This window comes from Clostridium massiliamazoniense, assembly GCF_001403635.1.
GTDB classification, from domain to species: Bacteria; Bacillota; Clostridia; order Clostridiales; family Clostridiaceae; genus Sarcina; species Sarcina massiliamazoniense.
Genome location: NZ_LN879466.1, coordinates 394,715 through 411,566 on the forward strand (window position 1 = coordinate 394,715; position 16,852 = coordinate 411,566).

General features: G+C 27.1%; 19 protein-coding genes. 18 read left to right on the forward strand and 1 reads right to left on the reverse strand.

Annotation, left to right across the window (positions count from 1 at the left end; genetic code table 11):
- Positions 1-24 precede the first annotated feature (24 nt).
- From ARA19_RS18080 to ARA19_RS02880, 16 genes are all read left to right on the forward strand, one after another.
- Positions 25-153: a hypothetical protein gene (locus ARA19_RS18080; protein WP_278321659.1), complete on the forward strand. Its 129-nt coding sequence runs from the start codon at positions 25-27 to the stop codon at positions 151-153.
- The gene (locus ARA19_RS02815; protein WP_055069427.1) at positions 147-443 is read left to right on the forward strand and encodes a phage head-tail connector protein; all 297 of its coding nucleotides are present in this window, start codon (positions 147-149) and stop codon (positions 441-443) included. Before ARA19_RS18080 ends, ARA19_RS02815 begins: the two co-directional genes overlap by 7 nt.
- Positions 437-757 (forward strand): hypothetical protein, encoded by a 321-nt coding sequence (locus tag ARA19_RS02820; protein WP_055069428.1) that lies wholly within the window; start codon positions 437-439, stop codon positions 755-757. The genes ARA19_RS02815 and ARA19_RS02820 overlap by 7 nt, the downstream gene beginning before the upstream one ends.
- 85 nt (positions 758-842) lie before the next feature.
- On the forward strand, positions 843-1,250 hold the full coding sequence (locus ARA19_RS02825; RefSeq protein ID WP_055069429.1) for a hypothetical protein: 408 nt from the start codon (positions 843-845) through the stop codon (positions 1,248-1,250).
- Entirely contained in the window at positions 1,243-1,902 is a 660-nt protein-coding gene (locus ARA19_RS02830) for a hypothetical protein (RefSeq protein ID WP_197276555.1), read from the forward strand. Before ARA19_RS02825 ends, ARA19_RS02830 begins: the two co-directional genes overlap by 8 nt.
- A gap of 175 nt (positions 1,903-2,077) precedes the next feature.
- The gene (locus tag ARA19_RS02835) at positions 2,078-2,392 is read left to right on the forward strand and encodes a hypothetical protein (RefSeq protein ID WP_055069430.1); all 315 of its coding nucleotides are present in this window, start codon (positions 2,078-2,080) and stop codon (positions 2,390-2,392) included.
- Between the two features lie 170 nt (positions 2,393-2,562).
- Positions 2,563-2,709 carry a hypothetical protein gene (locus ARA19_RS17850; protein ID WP_157452215.1) on the forward strand — a complete coding sequence of 49 codons (147 nt, stop codon included), beginning with the start codon at positions 2,563-2,565 and terminating at the stop codon, positions 2,707-2,709.
- Positions 2,710-2,713: 4 nt separating this feature from the next.
- The gene (locus tag ARA19_RS02840; RefSeq protein WP_055069431.1) at positions 2,714-6,229 is read left to right on the forward strand and encodes a hypothetical protein; all 3,516 of its coding nucleotides are present in this window, start codon (positions 2,714-2,716) and stop codon (positions 6,227-6,229) included.
- A 9-nt stretch (positions 6,230-6,238) separates the two neighbouring features.
- Complete coding sequence (locus ARA19_RS02845) at positions 6,239-7,102, forward strand: phage distal tail protein (protein WP_055069432.1); 864 nt, start codon at positions 6,239-6,241, stop codon at positions 7,100-7,102.
- On the forward strand, positions 7,102-8,250 hold the full coding sequence (locus ARA19_RS02850) for a siphovirus ReqiPepy6 Gp37-like family protein (protein WP_055069433.1): 1,149 nt from the start codon (positions 7,102-7,104) through the stop codon (positions 8,248-8,250). The genes ARA19_RS02845 and ARA19_RS02850 overlap by 1 nt, the downstream gene beginning before the upstream one ends.
- A gap of 13 nt (positions 8,251-8,263) precedes the next feature.
- Entirely contained in the window at positions 8,264-10,099 is a 1,836-nt protein-coding gene (locus tag ARA19_RS02855) for a hypothetical protein (protein ID WP_055069434.1), read from the forward strand.
- An 18-nt stretch (positions 10,100-10,117) separates the two neighbouring features.
- Positions 10,118-10,549, forward strand: coding sequence for a hypothetical protein (locus ARA19_RS02860; RefSeq protein WP_055069435.1), 432 nt, complete (start codon positions 10,118-10,120; stop codon positions 10,547-10,549).
- Between the two features lie 26 nt (positions 10,550-10,575).
- Positions 10,576-10,782: an XkdX family protein gene (locus ARA19_RS02865; RefSeq protein WP_055069436.1), complete on the forward strand. Its 207-nt coding sequence runs from the start codon at positions 10,576-10,578 to the stop codon at positions 10,780-10,782.
- Complete coding sequence (locus ARA19_RS02870) at positions 10,782-10,985, forward strand: hemolysin XhlA family protein (RefSeq protein ID WP_055069437.1); 204 nt, start codon at positions 10,782-10,784, stop codon at positions 10,983-10,985. The genes ARA19_RS02865 and ARA19_RS02870 overlap by 1 nt, the downstream gene beginning before the upstream one ends.
- Before the next feature lie 13 nt (positions 10,986-10,998).
- Positions 10,999-11,844, forward strand: coding sequence for a glycoside hydrolase family protein (locus tag ARA19_RS02875; RefSeq protein ID WP_055069438.1), 846 nt, complete (start codon positions 10,999-11,001; stop codon positions 11,842-11,844).
- Positions 11,845-11,854: 10 nt separating this feature from the next.
- Positions 11,855-12,325 (forward strand): hypothetical protein, encoded by a 471-nt coding sequence (locus ARA19_RS02880; protein ID WP_055069439.1) that lies wholly within the window; start codon positions 11,855-11,857, stop codon positions 12,323-12,325.
- Positions 12,326-12,387: 62 nt separating this feature from the next.
- On the opposite strand, the gene ARA19_RS17035 is transcribed toward ARA19_RS02880, so the two are convergent.
- Complete coding sequence (locus ARA19_RS17035) at positions 12,388-14,109, reverse strand: AAA family ATPase (RefSeq protein WP_084764180.1); 1,722 nt, start codon at positions 14,107-14,109, stop codon at positions 12,388-12,390.
- Positions 14,110-14,774: 665 nt separating this feature from the next.
- Between ARA19_RS17035 and ARA19_RS02890 the strand changes: the two genes are divergently transcribed.
- Entirely contained in the window at positions 14,775-15,734 is a 960-nt protein-coding gene (locus ARA19_RS02890; RefSeq protein WP_055069440.1) for an ABC transporter permease, read from the forward strand.
- Between the two features lie 17 nt (positions 15,735-15,751).
- Positions 15,752-16,756, forward strand: a complete 1,005-nt coding sequence (locus ARA19_RS02895; protein WP_055069441.1) for a carbohydrate ABC transporter permease — start codon at positions 15,752-15,754, stop codon at positions 16,754-16,756.
- Positions 16,757-16,852: the final 96 nt, after the last annotated feature.

Consider the following 16,852-nt stretch of genomic DNA (forward strand, 5'->3'; position numbering starts at 1 on the left):
TAAATCTTAAAGGAGATGAGAAAAATGAAAAATATAATTAATATTAATTTTTCAAATTTAGTATATTCCAAAATTTCATATACACTATCTAATTGTATAGATAATAAATTAAATTATTGGGAAGCACAAAGTGATTGTAGAATTTTATGTTAGATACATTATTATTACTTCTAAATATTGATAAAAATGATGTACGAGCTAATGAAATTTTAAAATATTATATAAATAAAGCTACTCAATATTTTTTATCTGAAACTAATTTAACTATAGTCCCTACATCAGCTGGAGATATAATCATTGAATTAGTTATACTTATGTGGAATAAAATGGGTTCAGAAGGTATATATTCTGAATATCATAATGGAATAATCTATAAATGGAAAAGAGATATTTCTGCAAGATTAAGAAGACAGATTTTAAGTTATAGGGTGATAACATGGTAAGTAATAGAAATATGGTTAAAGCAATTTTACAAACTAAACAAATTAATAGAAATGAATTACTAGAGCCAATAGAAAATTGGATTAATACTGATTCTTTTCAAATAAGTATTAATAAAATAAAAAATACTACAATTGTGAATGGCTCTTTAGTATATCTAATAACATATAAAGCCTTAACTAAATATAAAAATATAATAAAAAAAAGTAGTAATAGAATTTATGTTCCTAGTACTAATAAGATATATCTAATAGAGGATGTAGGTGAATTTGATGGGCTTTGGAACTTGCTTAGCTTAAAAGTACTTGAAGGTTAATCGTGATTTTTCTTAATAATATTTTTATGTTTATGTTTGCTTATATTATTAGATGTAAAATTTTATTAATAAAAGGACTGATATTATGCAACAATCAATAATAAAATATTTAATTAATAATAACGAACTAAATGATATTATTAACGTAAAAAATAATCTTTATCCTATTTATGCATTAATACCAGATGAAAATATAGGTAATCTTACTAATCCAGTTATGGAATATCAATATATAGATTTAAAAGGTGGCTTAGAAAAGCAAAGCCAATTATCAATAAATATAATAGGTACAAACTATAATAATATGGTTAATGTACAAACTGTATTAAACAAAATTTTAGACTTTAATACAACTTCAGAATTTATTTTTTATGACAAAATTAAGTTCAATTCTCAAATAAAGACAGGGACTCCCCCAACATATAAAGAGGAGACACAATTATATCAAATTAATTCAAATTATTTAATTAAATGGAGGTATTTACATGAATAATACAGGAAGCTCAACAGGAGTTTTTTCAAATGGAACAACATATGGAACAGGATTAGCTAATGGTGGTGGAGACACTATATTATTAGGTGGAGGAGCATTATATATAATGCCTATTGAAGAAATTACATCAATACCAAATGATACTGAAATAGAAGTAGATAAATATAATGTTGGCTGGTGTGAATCTGGAGCTAAAATTCAATATAAACCTAAATTAACAGAAGTATATAATCAATATGATCAACTTGTAAAAAGATTTATAACAAGAGAAGATTTTTCATTTAAAACAGGAATTTTATCATGGGACTTAGAAAATATATCAAATTTATCTAATGCTAAATTTGTGCCAGCAACAGAAAATAATCTAGAAAGAAGAGTTGTATTTACTGGATCAGGAGCATTAAATACAATTTTATTAAGATTTGTCTATATAAAAGAAAATGGTTTACCAATTAGATTCACAATGGTTGGACAAGGAGGAAATGGATTTGGTTTAGATTTTAGTGATAAAGCTACATCTATAGATGCTGAAATTCAAGCAGTTCAATACTTTAAAAACTTTTTTGCAGAATTTAGAGAAGAATTAAGTCAAGAAGAATTTAATAACTTAAATCCTTCAAATAGTGTAAGCAATACTCCTAATGATAAATAGGATAATTTATATTAAAATCTAATTTTTAGATAATATAAAAGAAGTAAAATCAAATATGAATATTAAATAATATGATGGGCTATCTCTAAAAAGAATTTTTATTCTGCTTTGATATAGCCCATTATTTATAGCTCTCTAAGTTCAATAAAATATTAAATGAAAGTAGGAATATAAAATGAATACAAAATTAAATTTAGATGAATATGATAAAAATACAGAATTAACGCTTAAAGGAACAAAGTATTTAATTCCTCCAATTACTTATAAAGTAAGGAATGACTTAATGAATATATTTAATGAGATTACTAACTCTAAAGATGAAGAAGCAAAAAGAAATGCGGATTTAACATTAATTATTGCTTATTTAAATACTAATTTAGATAAAGTATTATTTACTATTGAGGAATTAGAATCTAAAATTAATGCTTATCAAATTAATATGTTAACAGAATTCATATTAAATCAAATAAGAGGTATTGAAAAAAACTAGATATTCCTATTCCTCATAAATATAGGTCAGCTATAATAAAAAGATATTTTGATATTGATGAATGGGAATATAATAAAGATTTTGAGATTTTTACAAGTAATATAAAGCAGATAAAAGATTATACAGGGTTAAATTTTCTAGAAATAGAGAATTTACCTTATTTTAAATTCATGCTCTATAGAAGAGATGCATGGTTATATCACCAAAAGTCTACGGAACAAGGCAGAAACTTTTTGAAAAATTTAAATGAGTTAACACAACACAAGGCTGATATAAATTCAATAAGAAAAAAACAAAAAGAAATGGAAAGGAGGTAAATAATTGAGTAATAAAGAAGTGAATATTAAAATCGATTTAGACAATCTTAATGATACTGAAGTTTATATTAATGATTTAAAAAATAATTTAACTTCATTAGAAGAATTGATTTCTAATGAATCAGAAGAAAATATAAACTCTTTTTCAACTATAGCTGCTTCAGTACTTAAAATCAATAGTGCATTAGAAGAACTAAAATCATCATCTGATATAGATGGTAATATAGATATTGAAAATTTAAAACAAACATTATCTGAAGTTAATAATCTAAAAACTCAATTAAATGAGTTATCTAAAAAATCAATAAAAATACAATTTCCTGAACTTCCCGAAACAACCAGAACAATAGAGGAATTAGATAATTTATATGATATTCTTCCAGATATTACTTCAGAATTTAGATTATTACAAGATACGCTAACTAACTTATCTTCAGAATGTGATAATTTTCAGAGTGATATATCTAGTTCTATAAAAGAAATTAATAAAAGTCAAGCTGATTTTATTGAATCATCAGATAAATTAAATAGTTTTGGCAATAGTGCTATGGATGCAGGGAAAAAGACCCTAGTACTAGGTCAAACTATTGAAGGATTGACAGATCCATTAAAGAAATTTGAAGAGAATGCTTTTGAATCAGTATTACATACTGATTCTGCTATTCAAATGTCTAATAAAGCTTTTGGTAAAAGTTCTGAATCAATAGAGAAATGGGCTAATAATTCGATTAATAGCATGGGGATTGCTAGAAGTGCTGCAATAGAAAGTGCTGAAAGTTTTTCATTTACAGCAAAAAGTATGGGTGCTAATAACGAACAATCATCTAAACTTTCAGAAGGTTATACACAATTAGCTTCACATATAATGTTAGCATCAAATGGAAGCAAAGATTTTCAAACATCTAGCCAAATGGCATTAGGAATAATGGAGGGAAACACAAAGGTTTGTGATCAGCTAGGTATATCATTTAGCAAAACTGCATTAAATTCAGAGGCACTTAAGCTAGGATATCATAATACATTTTCAAATTTAACTCCATTGCAACAAGCTACTGTTCGTTTAAAATTAGCTCAAGGTGATTTAAATAAAACTTATGGTAGCATAGGAAGTTTACTAGATACAAATCAAGGCAAATGGATTAAAACTAAATCAATATTAGATAATACATCAGATACAATTGGAGATTCTTTAGTTCCTATTGTAATTACAGCGTCTCAAAAAATAGAAGGGTTGGCTAGCTGGTTCAATCATTTAAATAAAGGCAGCAAAGATTTAGTAATCGGACTAGGGATTGCAGCAGTTGCTATGGGACCACTTATGAAAGGTATAGCTTATACTACAACAGCTATTGGTGGATTAACAAAGGGTATATCACTTTTAATGCTACTTTTTAAAAAATCAGGTGATGATGCAGACGGGTCTACTAAAAAAATTGATAATTATAATGAAGCTGTAAATAAATCAGGCAATGAGACAGACGGGTCTACTAAAAAAATTGATAATTATAATGAAGCCGTAAATAAATCAGGTAATGAGACAGACGGGTCTACTAAAAAAATTGATAATTATAATGAAGCCGTAAATAAATCAGGTAATGAGACAGACGGGTCTACTAAAAAAATTGATAATTATAATGAAGCTGTAAATAAATCAGGTAATGAGACAGACGGGTCTACTAAAAAAATTGATAATTATAATGAAGCTGTAAATAAATCAGGTAATGATGCAGTCGAGTCTACTAAAAAAATTGATAATTATAATGAAGCCATAAATAAATCAAGTAATGAGACAGACGGATCCACTAAAAAAATTGATAATTATAGTGAAGCCGTAAATAAATCAGGTAATGAGACAGACGGGTCTACTAAAAAAATTGATAATTATAATGAATCCGTAAATAAATCAGGTAATGATGCAGACGGGTCTACTAAAAAAATTGATAATTATAATGAAGCCATAAATAAATCAGGTAATGATGCAGACGGGTCTACTGAAAATATTGATAATTATAATGAATCCATAAACAAATCAGGTAATGAGGCAGACGGGTCTACTAAAAATATTGATAATTATAATGAAGCCGTAAATAAATCAGGTAATGAGGCAGGAGAGTCTACTAAAGAAAATAATAATTTAAGTGAATCAATTGAAAATATGGGTAATAAAAGTTCTTCTGCTGCTGAAAAAAATGATAATTTAGATAAGCAAACAAATCTTTTAAAAAATTCTATTGCTGATGCTAGCGAGGTTACTGAGGAAGCTCAAGAGCCACTAGTTAATCTTGGAGAAGTAACTGAACATAGTACCGGATTATTTGGTAAACTTAAGGGCGTGCTTGGTGCTGGTTCAGATGCTCTTAGTATATTCGCAGATGGTGGCGGACCAGTAATGGATGCATTAGGGGGGATTTGTGATTTAATACCAGGTGTTGGTGAAGGTATGATGGCAATGCAAGCTGGAACTTTTGCACTACATGAAGCTTGGAAACATAACTTTTTAGGAATAAAAAATATAACTCATGATGCACTAAATGCAATAGAAGGAAAAACTAAAAGTACATTAAGTACAGTAAAAACTACAACTAACACTAATTTAAATTCATTGTCAAATATAACAAAATCTAATATGAACAAAATGTCTCAGGTATATTCAAGAAATTTAAATCATATTAAGGGGACTACAAGTAGTTCATTATCAACTATAAAAAGTGTTACTAACTCGAACTTATCATCATTACCTGGAATTGCCCAATCCAATATGAGCAAAGTATCAGGAGTGTGTTCAAATAATTGGAATAATATAAACAGTAACTTTAATAGCCAATCACGTATGCCAGCAAATTTATTACGAAATGGTCTTTCTCCTTTAAGTGCTATTACTTCATCTGCAATGAACTCTGTTAATAATGCTACTCAAACAGGTATGAATTCAGCAAATAATATAATGCAAAATGGTGCTAATGGATTACCTACTAAATTAGGAAATATTTCAGGAGCTCTTAATAGTACTATGAGTAATAATATGCAAAGTGCTACAACAGGAATGCAAAATGGATTTAGTTCTTTAAGTAATTGGTGGCATAGTGCTGTGCAAGGAATACCTCAAGCAGCTAGTACTGCGTCTGCTTCAATGAATTCAGCAGGAAGTAATTTAAGTAACTCTTTGCTAAGTGGCTTACAAGGAGCATGGAGTGGAGTAACTGGATGGTTAAGTGGTGCAATAGGTTCATTAGATAATGATGTATCTCATGCTATAACTTGGGCTGAAAATGCATTTAGTTCAGCAGATGGTTCTCATGCTACTGGATTAGCATATGTACCTTGGGATGGTTACCGTGCAGAGCTTCATAAGGGTGAAATGATTCTAACAGCTGAACAAGCTCAATCTTATAATCAAGGAATTGCTAAAGCTGGTAGTGGAAATATATATAATTTCTATAGTCCCGAACCTATTGACCCATTTGAAGCTAAGAGACAAATGATTGATGCTAGTAGAAAGCTAGCTAATGGATTTTATTAGGAGGTATATATGGAAGTACAATTAATTAATTTAGATACTAATATATCATTAGTATTTGATTCGCAAAACTTTATTTTAAATGAAATAATACATGATAATTGTGTAGTACAACATAATACCTCTAAAACTATCAAACAAATTGGAGAATATGTTAAATCTACCAATGTTAATTCAAGAACTATTAATATTACAGGAACTGCTATAGGACAATCAGAACTAGATTTAAGTAATAAAAAACAAATCTTATTGAATTTAACTAGTCCTTTTTCATCTTTACAAGTAATTTTAGATAATAAATTTTCTTTAGTAGGAAAATGTCAAAGCTTAGTTAAATGGGGGATAGGACATAGTAATAATAATAGATTTTTTATTAAATTTTCTATAGATATATTAGCTCCAGATACACTGTGGTATGCATTAGAACCAACTATAGTTTCTTTAAGTCCTTATGTAAATGAATTTAAATTTCCAATTTCTATTCCTAAACATGGATTTATTTATGGTCATAAGGATGATAATGTATTAACTAATATTTACAATGAATGTAATGTTCCTATACCTATGAAATTTACTATTACGAGTCTAGCAACTATACAAAACCCTGAAATCATTAGAGTTCAAGATGGAAAAAAATTAAAAATAAATACGATACTACAACCAGGTGACGTTTTAACCATAAGTACTGAGTTTGGAAATAAAAGTGTACTATTAAATGGACAAAATATAATATCAAATTTTGATTTTCAAATCTCTTCATGGTTAATGCTTAATCCAGGATTAAATACTTTTACGTACTCTTGTGTAAATGAAAAACTTAAAGGAAATTTAAATATAACCATAACTTATAAACAAGCTTATTGGGGGGTATTTTAATGAATTTACTAGAAGATTTTTATATTACTATCTGGGATAAAAATTTTAATGTGTTAGGTATAATTGATACTATAGAAACTCTGGAAATGACAAAGTATCTCTCTAAAGCAGGAACTTTTGAATTAACTGTGCCTGTAACTACTGATACGATTAAGTTATTAAAAGTAGGTAATTTAATTACTAAATCAACAAATAATATTTTAGAATCATCTAACTATCTACTTGAACCTTACATTATTACTTATAAACAAATTAAAATTAATAATAAAGGTGTGGAAGGGCTAGAAATACAAGGAAAAAGTTTGTTTACTTGGTTTAATCAACGAGTATTAACTCAAAATTATAATATCACAGATTCTATAAGTAATATTGTCTATAAACTTCTTAATACGGAGTGTATAAACCCATCTAATAGAAATAGAATTATCCCTAATTTATATTTAGAAAATATTGATATAAATTTAAATACTACATTTTGTCCTCAAAGTGAATACTCAACTTTATCATCGGCACTAACAACTTTATTATCTCAATTTTATATTGGACTAGAAATTTTAATGTCTCCAAATGATAAAACATATATAGTCAAATTATTTCAAGGAAAAAACTTATATTTAGAAAATAACGAAAATAATACTCCTATAATATTTTCTAGCAATTTAAATAATATCATGGGAGAATCATTTACTCATACTAATGTTAATTTCAACAATGTAGCATATGTATATGGAACATTAGAAGGAAATAAAACACCTAAATTGGTTGTTATTGGAAATAATATGGCTATAGGCTTAAATAGATTTGAAATTGGAATATGTGGAGATGATCCTATAATTAATGGAGCTGAATTAAATTTGACATCCGATAATTATCAACACATTTTGACTGCAGTGGGTGAGCAATACTTGGCAACTAGTGAAATAACCAAAAATTTTGCAGGTAAATTAAACATGAATGCTGATATAAAATATAAGAAAAATTTTTATGTTGGAGATAAAATTAGTTGTATTAATAAAAATTGGGATTTAAATGAGAATCTAGTTATTACAGCAGTAACAGAAAACTGGAGTGTACAAGGTCAACAAATTTCATTAACATTCGGTTATCCACTACCAACAATTTTAGAAAAAATAAATAAACAATACTAAGGAGGTCTTACAAATGGCACAAGAAAGTAGTTTTTTTAATGCAGAACTTATTAATGGAAGTTACGATAGAGTGTATAATGCTGAAAATTGGGCAGCCTATTTTGCTAGTTTTTTAAGTAATGGAATAGCATATACAGCTCAAAATACTTTGTTAGTTGAAGCAAGTAATGGTATGGAAGTGTTAGTTAATACTGGGATTGCATTTATAAATGGTTATAGGTATGCAAATACGACACCTTTAGCAGTTTCTATAAATCCAGCGAATTCAACTTATAATAGAATAACTAGTATAGTAATTGAGTTAAATTTGAGTACACGTAATATTTTAATTAAGACATTAGATGGTGAGGCAAGTACTAATCCAGTGGCTCCTACACTAATACAAAATAGTGGTGTATATCAATTACAGTTAGCAACTGTTTTAGTACAAGCAGGAACTACTAATATATGTAGTAGTAATATTACAGATACTCGAAGTAATCCAACAGTTTGTGGTTGGTTGGGATTATTAATGGAAGAAACTAATGAGGAATCACGAACATTGCAAGATGAAATTAGTGCTGCAAATCAGAGTATAGCAACAATTAATAGTATGTTGAATATTAATTCTGCTAATAATAGCTTAAATTTAAATAATACTAATTTTAATAATACAGTTGTAGTAAATGATGAATTGCAGATTGCTGAACAGAATGGTTTTATAACATTTGAAAATAGTGCAGGGAAAAATATAGTAGATCTTCAAGTGAATACAGATACTTTTGTACTGGCAAATGCAATTACAACTAATAATTTAGTAACAGTAACGCCTGTCACTAGTGGAATGGATACATTGCAAGTTGTGTGTAATACACAACTTGAAGGGAATAATAATTTTCAAGGAAATAGTGCTTTTCAAGGAGCTTCTATATTTAATAATGCAATGAATGTTACTAATAACTTACAAATAGCTTGGACAGGAAGTGTAATTTTCCAAAATACTAAAGGTGAAAATATAATGTGCCTTCAAGTTGATGTAGATAATAATGGTACAAATTGTTTTGTATTGCAAAATGCAATCACGAATAGTGAGTTATTATCAGTAACGCCTGTTAGTAATAGTAGTGAAACAGATACCTTACAGGTAATTTGTAATACACAACTAGAAGGAAATAATAATTTTCAAGGTATTTCTACATTTAATAATACAGCGATTATTAATAGCAATTTTCAAATTACTGAAGAAGGAAGTTTAAGATTCCAAGATAATAAAGGAAAAGATATGATGTATCTTCAAGTTGATGTAGATAATAATGGTACAAATTGTTTTGTATTGCAAAATGCAATCGCGGATAGTGACTTATTATCAGTAACGCCCGTTGCAAGTGGAACAGATACATTAGAGATGTGGGGAAATGTTAACTTTTCAGGAGATGGAGTATTACAGATAAATGGGCAACAGGTATGGAATGGAGGAAATGCAACAAGCAATCCAGGACAATTAAGTGGTCAATTTGCTTTATCTGATTCAGGAGGACAATATTTAACTTATAATATTCAATATTGGACAATGAATATGGGAGGAGTAGTAAATTCTACAACACCACCTGAATGTGGTATCGGAGTTATTACTGTTCAACTTATTCCATGCTCAAATAATGTGGACTGGAGTGGAAGCTTATCATTAACATTTACTGACTTACCTGGTATAAATGGTTTACAAGCTATGATGGTTAATCAAAATCCAGAATTTACTCTTGCACTCAATCAAGAAATTGAAGCACTAATGATTAATAATGTAAATATAGTTCCAAATTCAAACTCAAATACTCCAAACACATATACAGCAACAGCAATAATCTTAAATTAGATATGAAAGGAGATATAAATGAAAAACTTAATTTTATTTAATGAAAAATTTGAAATAAAGTATCTTATTAATGTATGTAATTTAGAACTTAAAGATAATATATATAATGATTCTTATAAGTATATAGATGGACAAGATGAATTGTTTTTTGAATTAAGTAAATTATTAGATGATTATAATATCAGCTTTTCATGTAATCCTTTAAGTTTTAAAGAAAGAATTACAATAAGTGATTTAATTCTAACAAAGAGAGTAAAGAAAAAAACATATACAGAGGACCAAATACTAGCAAAAGCAATTATGGAGAATGATGTAACAACTCAGCAATTAAAACATCAAACTAGTGGATTAGCAATAGGAGTAATGGAAAATGTATTAAATACAATTAATTTAAAGAAAGAAATTAAAGCTTTATCAACAGCTTTATTTGAAATGTCATTAAAAAAATAATTTTAAGATAAGAAAGAGGTAATAATATGAGTTTTGAAACAATAAAAGAATTTTATCAATTAGGACTATGGGATGCACAACAATTACGACAACTAGTACAAGCTGGAGGATTAACAGCAGAACAATATTATGAAATAACAGGAGAAATTTATTCTATTCCGAAGTCTAAACCAATGAATACTGAAAACAGATCTTCTACTAATCCACATAATATAGGAGTAGCACAAGGTTAATGGAAGACTATAAATCTATAATTGAAGATCATGAATGTAGAATTAGATCTCTAGAAAGTAACAATATTAAACTTGGAGATAAATTATCTAATTTATGTGATAAACTTGATAGTTTAATTTCATCTTTAAAATGGTTAGGAGTAACTTTTGTAGGGGCAGTTCTATCTATTTTAATATTTACAATAGAATATCACTTAAAGTAAAGGAGCATTAAATATGAGTAAAGTTATTTGTACTAAAGTTATGAAAGATGGAATAGACATTAAGTCTATTCTTTCTTTATTACCTGGAAATATTCCTTTATATATATATAGTAATTCGAATGGAGCATGGATTCAAAGTGATGCAGTAACCGATGAAATATACAATATATGTAATAAATTATTAGGTGAATGGGCTTATATTCCTACTAAGTTAAATTCCTATGGAACAACAATATCATCATGTGGTTTAAATATAAGATCTGAAAACAATGAAACCTGTAATATTATTGGAGTATTAGACTTTGGACAGAGATTTAAAATTTTAGAAGAAACAAAAGATTGGTATCATATTTCCCATCCTCTTGATGGGTACATTTATAAATTATATACACAAGTATCTCAAACTCCTTCTACTGTTTCAGAAAATTTAATTAAATTTACTGCATCATGGGAGGGATTTAGTGCCACTCCATATCAAGATGCAGGTGGAAATTGGACTGTAGGTTTTGGAGAGTGCACATATAATAAAAAACCTGAACCAGTAACTTATCAACAAGCCTTAGAGATGCTAACTACTACATTAAATAGTCTAGCACAACAAATATCAAATTCATTAGGTCAATATAATTTAACACAATATCAATTAGATGCTTTAGTTGATTTTAGTTATAATCTTGGATTTAATGCACTAATGGGAAGTGATCTAGTTGCTAATCTTGAAACTTGTGATAATAATTCAATTATTAAAGGAGATTTTACAGCATGGAGTTATTGTGATGGTGAAGAATTATATGGCTTATTGAGAAGGCGAAAAGCTGAATATCAAATGTTTTTATTTGCAGAATATAATAATAACTAAGGAGTAATTTATGCTTAATACGAATAATTATATAATAATAGAATTTATAGGATTTGGAATTATCACTATATTTGTAGCTATCACTATTATAATAGAAATAAAAAAGCATATAAATTTTTTAATTGAAAATCTTCCCAACATTGAAAATATAAAAAAAGATTTAGTTAAAAGTATTAATATTATAGATGAAATTGCTCAAGCAATTGTTCCAAATTCATCTATTAGTAATATTTTAAATATAATAGATAAACTTTCTGAAATTACTATAAGTCATGTTGCACAAAAATACAGTAATATTTCTACGGAACAATTAATCGAGGAAGTTACAGAGGTTATAAAAGGTATTTTAGGTGATTTTAATATAAAAATACCTGATGATTTGTTAATTAAATCTATTAAGAATAAAATTAATAATAGTGATATATTAGATAACTCCATCACTTCAAATATAGTTAATCAAAATAGAGGTCCAAAAGGTTGAATCTTACACGACTTTAGTCGTGTAGATCAACTTGCTAATAAATTTTTTTTACTTTTAATATGTTAGATATTTTTATTAATCAAGATATGAACATCCTTTTCAGTAATAGTTTGAATAGTACTAATATCGTGTAAATCAATGTTTTTATCTTGAGCTAATCTATCAGCTTGAATTCTTAAAAGTTCTTCAAAAGTATTTCTAACAAATCTACCATTAGAAAAGTTATTCCCTTTATTATTAACTATTTCTTCAAAATACTTTGTAATTAACATATTTCCTTCATTAGTTAACATAAGTTTATTTTTAGTAAATAATAAATCTAATATTTTTTTTAATTCTATAGCAGAATAGTCGTTAAAATGAATAAATTCTTTAAAACGTGATTTTAAACCTGGATTTGATTCTAAAAAATTCTTCATTTCATTTTCATAACCTGCTACTATAACAACAAGATTATCTCTATTATCTTCCATAAGTTTTAATAAAGTATCTATAGCTTCTTGTCCAAAATCATTTTTACTTTCTTTATATAGAGTATAAGCTTCATCAATAAATAAAACTCCACCTAAGGCTTTATTAACTTTAGCAACTACCTTTTGACTAGTTTCTCCTATGTATTGTCCAACCAAATCAGATCTATCAGTTTCAATAAAATGTCCACTTTTCAGTAAACCCATACTCTTATAAATTTTGGCTATTAATCTTGCAACAGTAGTTTTACCTGTTCCTGGACTTCCTGTAAATACAAGATGTAAAGTTATAGAAGTGGTATTTAATCCATTTTCCTTTCTTACCTTCTGTAACTTCAAAAAGTTAATTAATGTATTTACATTTTCCTTAACTTCCTGTAAACCTATAAGTGAATTTAATTCATATAACAAATCCTCTAACTCATTATTAATTTTTTTTCCTACTTTTTCTCCAGTATTTTCTGAAATATTATTAATTAAATCTTCATGTGCAATAAGAGTTTTATTTATAAGTACACCATTTTCATATAATTCTTTGAAGGTACCTTTATTTTTATAATATGTTATGAATTTTCCGTTTTCTAAATTATTTTTCCATTCACCAAATCTTTTATTTCCATTTTTATAAAAATATATTCCTGTTCCATTTTTTTTACCATTTAAAAATTCACCTTCATATATATCTCCACCCTTATAATAATCTATTCCTTTACCTGTTGGATGGTTATCTAAAAATTCTCCTTCATGCCTACCTCCACTTTTAAAATAATATATTCCTATACCATGCATTTTATCATTTTTGAATTCCCCTTCATATCTATTTCCATCTGAAAAGTAAAATTTTCCTTTACCATTTTTTTCTCCATTTAAAACTTGTCCTTCATATTTATCACCGTCATTATAGTAATATGTTCCTTTACCTGTTATATGGTCATCTAAAAATTCTCCTTCATACCTACTTCCACTTTTAAAATAATATATTCCTATACCATGCATTTTATCATTTCTGAATTCCCCTTTATATCTACCTCCACCTGAAAAATAAAATTTTCCTTTACCATTTTTTTCTCCATTTAAAACTTGTCCTTCATATTTATCACCGTCATTATAATAATATGTTCCTTTACCTGTTATATGGTTATCTAAAAATTCTCCTTCATATGTATTTCCATCTGAAAAATAATATATTCCTTTTCCATTTCTTTTACCATCTAAAAGTTGGCCTTCATATTTATCACCATTATTATAGTGAATTATTTCTTTACCTTCTAAATTTTCATTATTATGATTAAGTATATTCTTTAAAAAACTCATAATAGATCTCCTTAATAAAATGTAACTTAATTTATTATATTTTATATTTTATTAGCAAATCAATTTTTACTTTTTGAATAATTAATATAATAAAACTATTTATAGCAATGGTTAAAAAATATAATGCTTTAATGTCAATTAAATAATTAATTATTTAATTAGAAATATGCTAATTGTAAATTTATTCGAATTTAAATGAAATATATCAAGAAGACAAAATCATATAACTTTTCTCATATAAGTGTCACTACTATAAATATTAAATAGAATATTTATAATTTTTTAAAGAATACTCTATCGATTTGATATTAGTATAAAATAGTGGAGAGAGTAAATTATATTCTTTTAGAAAGAAGATATCTACAATATTACATAATTAATTTTAATTCTAGAATTATATATAAGATTTATTTAAATAATACTGAAAACTTAAATTTTAGTATTATTTTTTTTATAGCTAGTTATTATAACTGGATAAAGCCTATAAGTTAAAGCTTATGTTTCATTTTCTTGATTTTAGGGACTAATTTTATATAGGTATAGGAAATTTTTTTACTACCTAAAATTTATACAGTAAATCTAAAATAATTCAGCTATTAATGTTTTTTTATAGATGTTATATTTTAATCATGGAAAAGAAACGTTTACAAAAAGGGGGAGAATTTATGGCCATTGAAGGCGCAGTCATCAAAAAGAAGAAAGTTTCTAGGTGGAAAAGATTTAAAGACAATAAGGAATTATTATTTTTAACTATACCAGGAACTATTTGGTTTATAATCTTTGCTTATTTACCAATGTTCGGGATTTTAATAGCTTTTAAGGATTGGCAGATTAGAGGAAATTTCTTTGAAAGTTTAATTCAAAGTCCATCTGTAGGATTAAAAAACTTTGAATTCCTATTTAAAAGTACAGATGCATGGGTAATTACTAGAAATACAGTACTTTATAATATAGTATTTATTTTTCTAGGAATAGCATTACCAGTAACTTTAGCTATATTACTAAAAGAGCTTTTAAATAAAAAGCTATCTAAGTTCTATCAAAGTGCAATGTTTTTACCATACTTTTTATCTTGGGTTATAGTAAGTTACTGTTTATATGCATTTTTAAGTCCTGAAAAAGGATTTTTAAATTCAATGTTAACTTCTATGGGACAAGATGGTGTCTCTTGGTATACTGAAGTGAAGTATTGGCCCTTCATAATTATTTTTATGAGTCAATGGAAGGGTGTAGGTTATGGAACAGTAGTTTATTTAGCATCTATTTGTGGAATAGATAAATCTTTCTATGAAGCAGCTATGATAGATGGAGCTTCAAAATGGCAACAAATAAAGTATATAACTTTACCATTATTAAAGCCTGTTATGATAATCATGTTTATCACATCAGTTGGAGGAATGTTTAGATCAGACTTTGGATTATTCTATCAATTACCTAAAAACTCAGGTGCTTTATATCCTGTAACAAACGTTATAGATACTTATGTTTATAGAGGTTTAACAAACTTAGGTAATATAGGAATGAGTTCAGCAGCAGCATTATATCAATCTTTTGTAGGATTAATTCTTATTCTTACTACTAATGCTATAGTTAAGAAAATTGATGAAGAAAATGCATTTTTCTAAGAAAGGTGGTGTGAAATATGGAAGCATTAAAGGAAAAAGAAATTAATGTAGTGAAAAAGCCAGTTAAAAAACAATCTTTTTTTAAAAAGATTTTTAAAAATAAAGGTAGTGAAGCTGATGAAATAAATAAATTTAATTCAGTATCAAAACCAACTAATTTAGTATTAAATATACTTTTTGCAGCTCTTGCGGCTATGTGTATAGTACCATTTATATTTGTTGTAATAATTTCCTTTACAAGTGAACAAAGTCTTCAAATGAATGGTTATAGATTTTGGCCAGAGGAGTGGAGCCTTGAAGCTTATGAATATATATTTGGTTCAGGAAGTCAGATTATAAGAGCTTATGGAATAACAATATTAGTTACAGTGTTAGGAACTTTATTAGGACTTGTAATTATGACAACCTTTGCTTATGCAATATCAAGAAAGAATTTTGCATATAAAAAGTTCTTTACTAAATTAATATTTATACCAATGTTATTTTCAGGTGGTATGGTTGCTTCATACTTAATAAACACAAAGTTTTTAGGTATTAAGGATACAATCTTTGCACTTATATTACCTATATGTGTAAGTTCATTCCATATCATAATCTTAAGAACATTCTTTAGGACTACAATACCAGATGCAATAGTTGAATCAGCTAAGATAGATGGTGCTTCTGAGTTTACATTATTCTTAAAGATAGTATTACCAATATCACTTCCAGCAATAGCTACAATAGCTTTATTCTTAACTTTAGGTTTCTGGAATGATTGGTTCAATGCAATGTTATATATTGATGATAACTCATTAATTCCATTACAGTATTTATTAATTAAATTAGAAACTACTATGGAATTCTTAGCTAATAATACAGCTATGATGGGGACAAGCGCAACTACAGCAGCAATGAATTTACCTAAAGAAAGTGCCAAAATGGCCATTGTTGTTATTACAACTTTACCAATAGTATTTGCTTATCCATTCTTCCAAAAATATTTTGTAAGTGGACTTACAGTTGGAGCTGTTAAGGAATAATATTGGTTTAAAAAGACAATTAAGAAATAGTTATTAACAAAGGTAGTAAGGTGAAAAGCTAGAGGCAACATAGCTTGCCTTAAAGGTAATAATAAA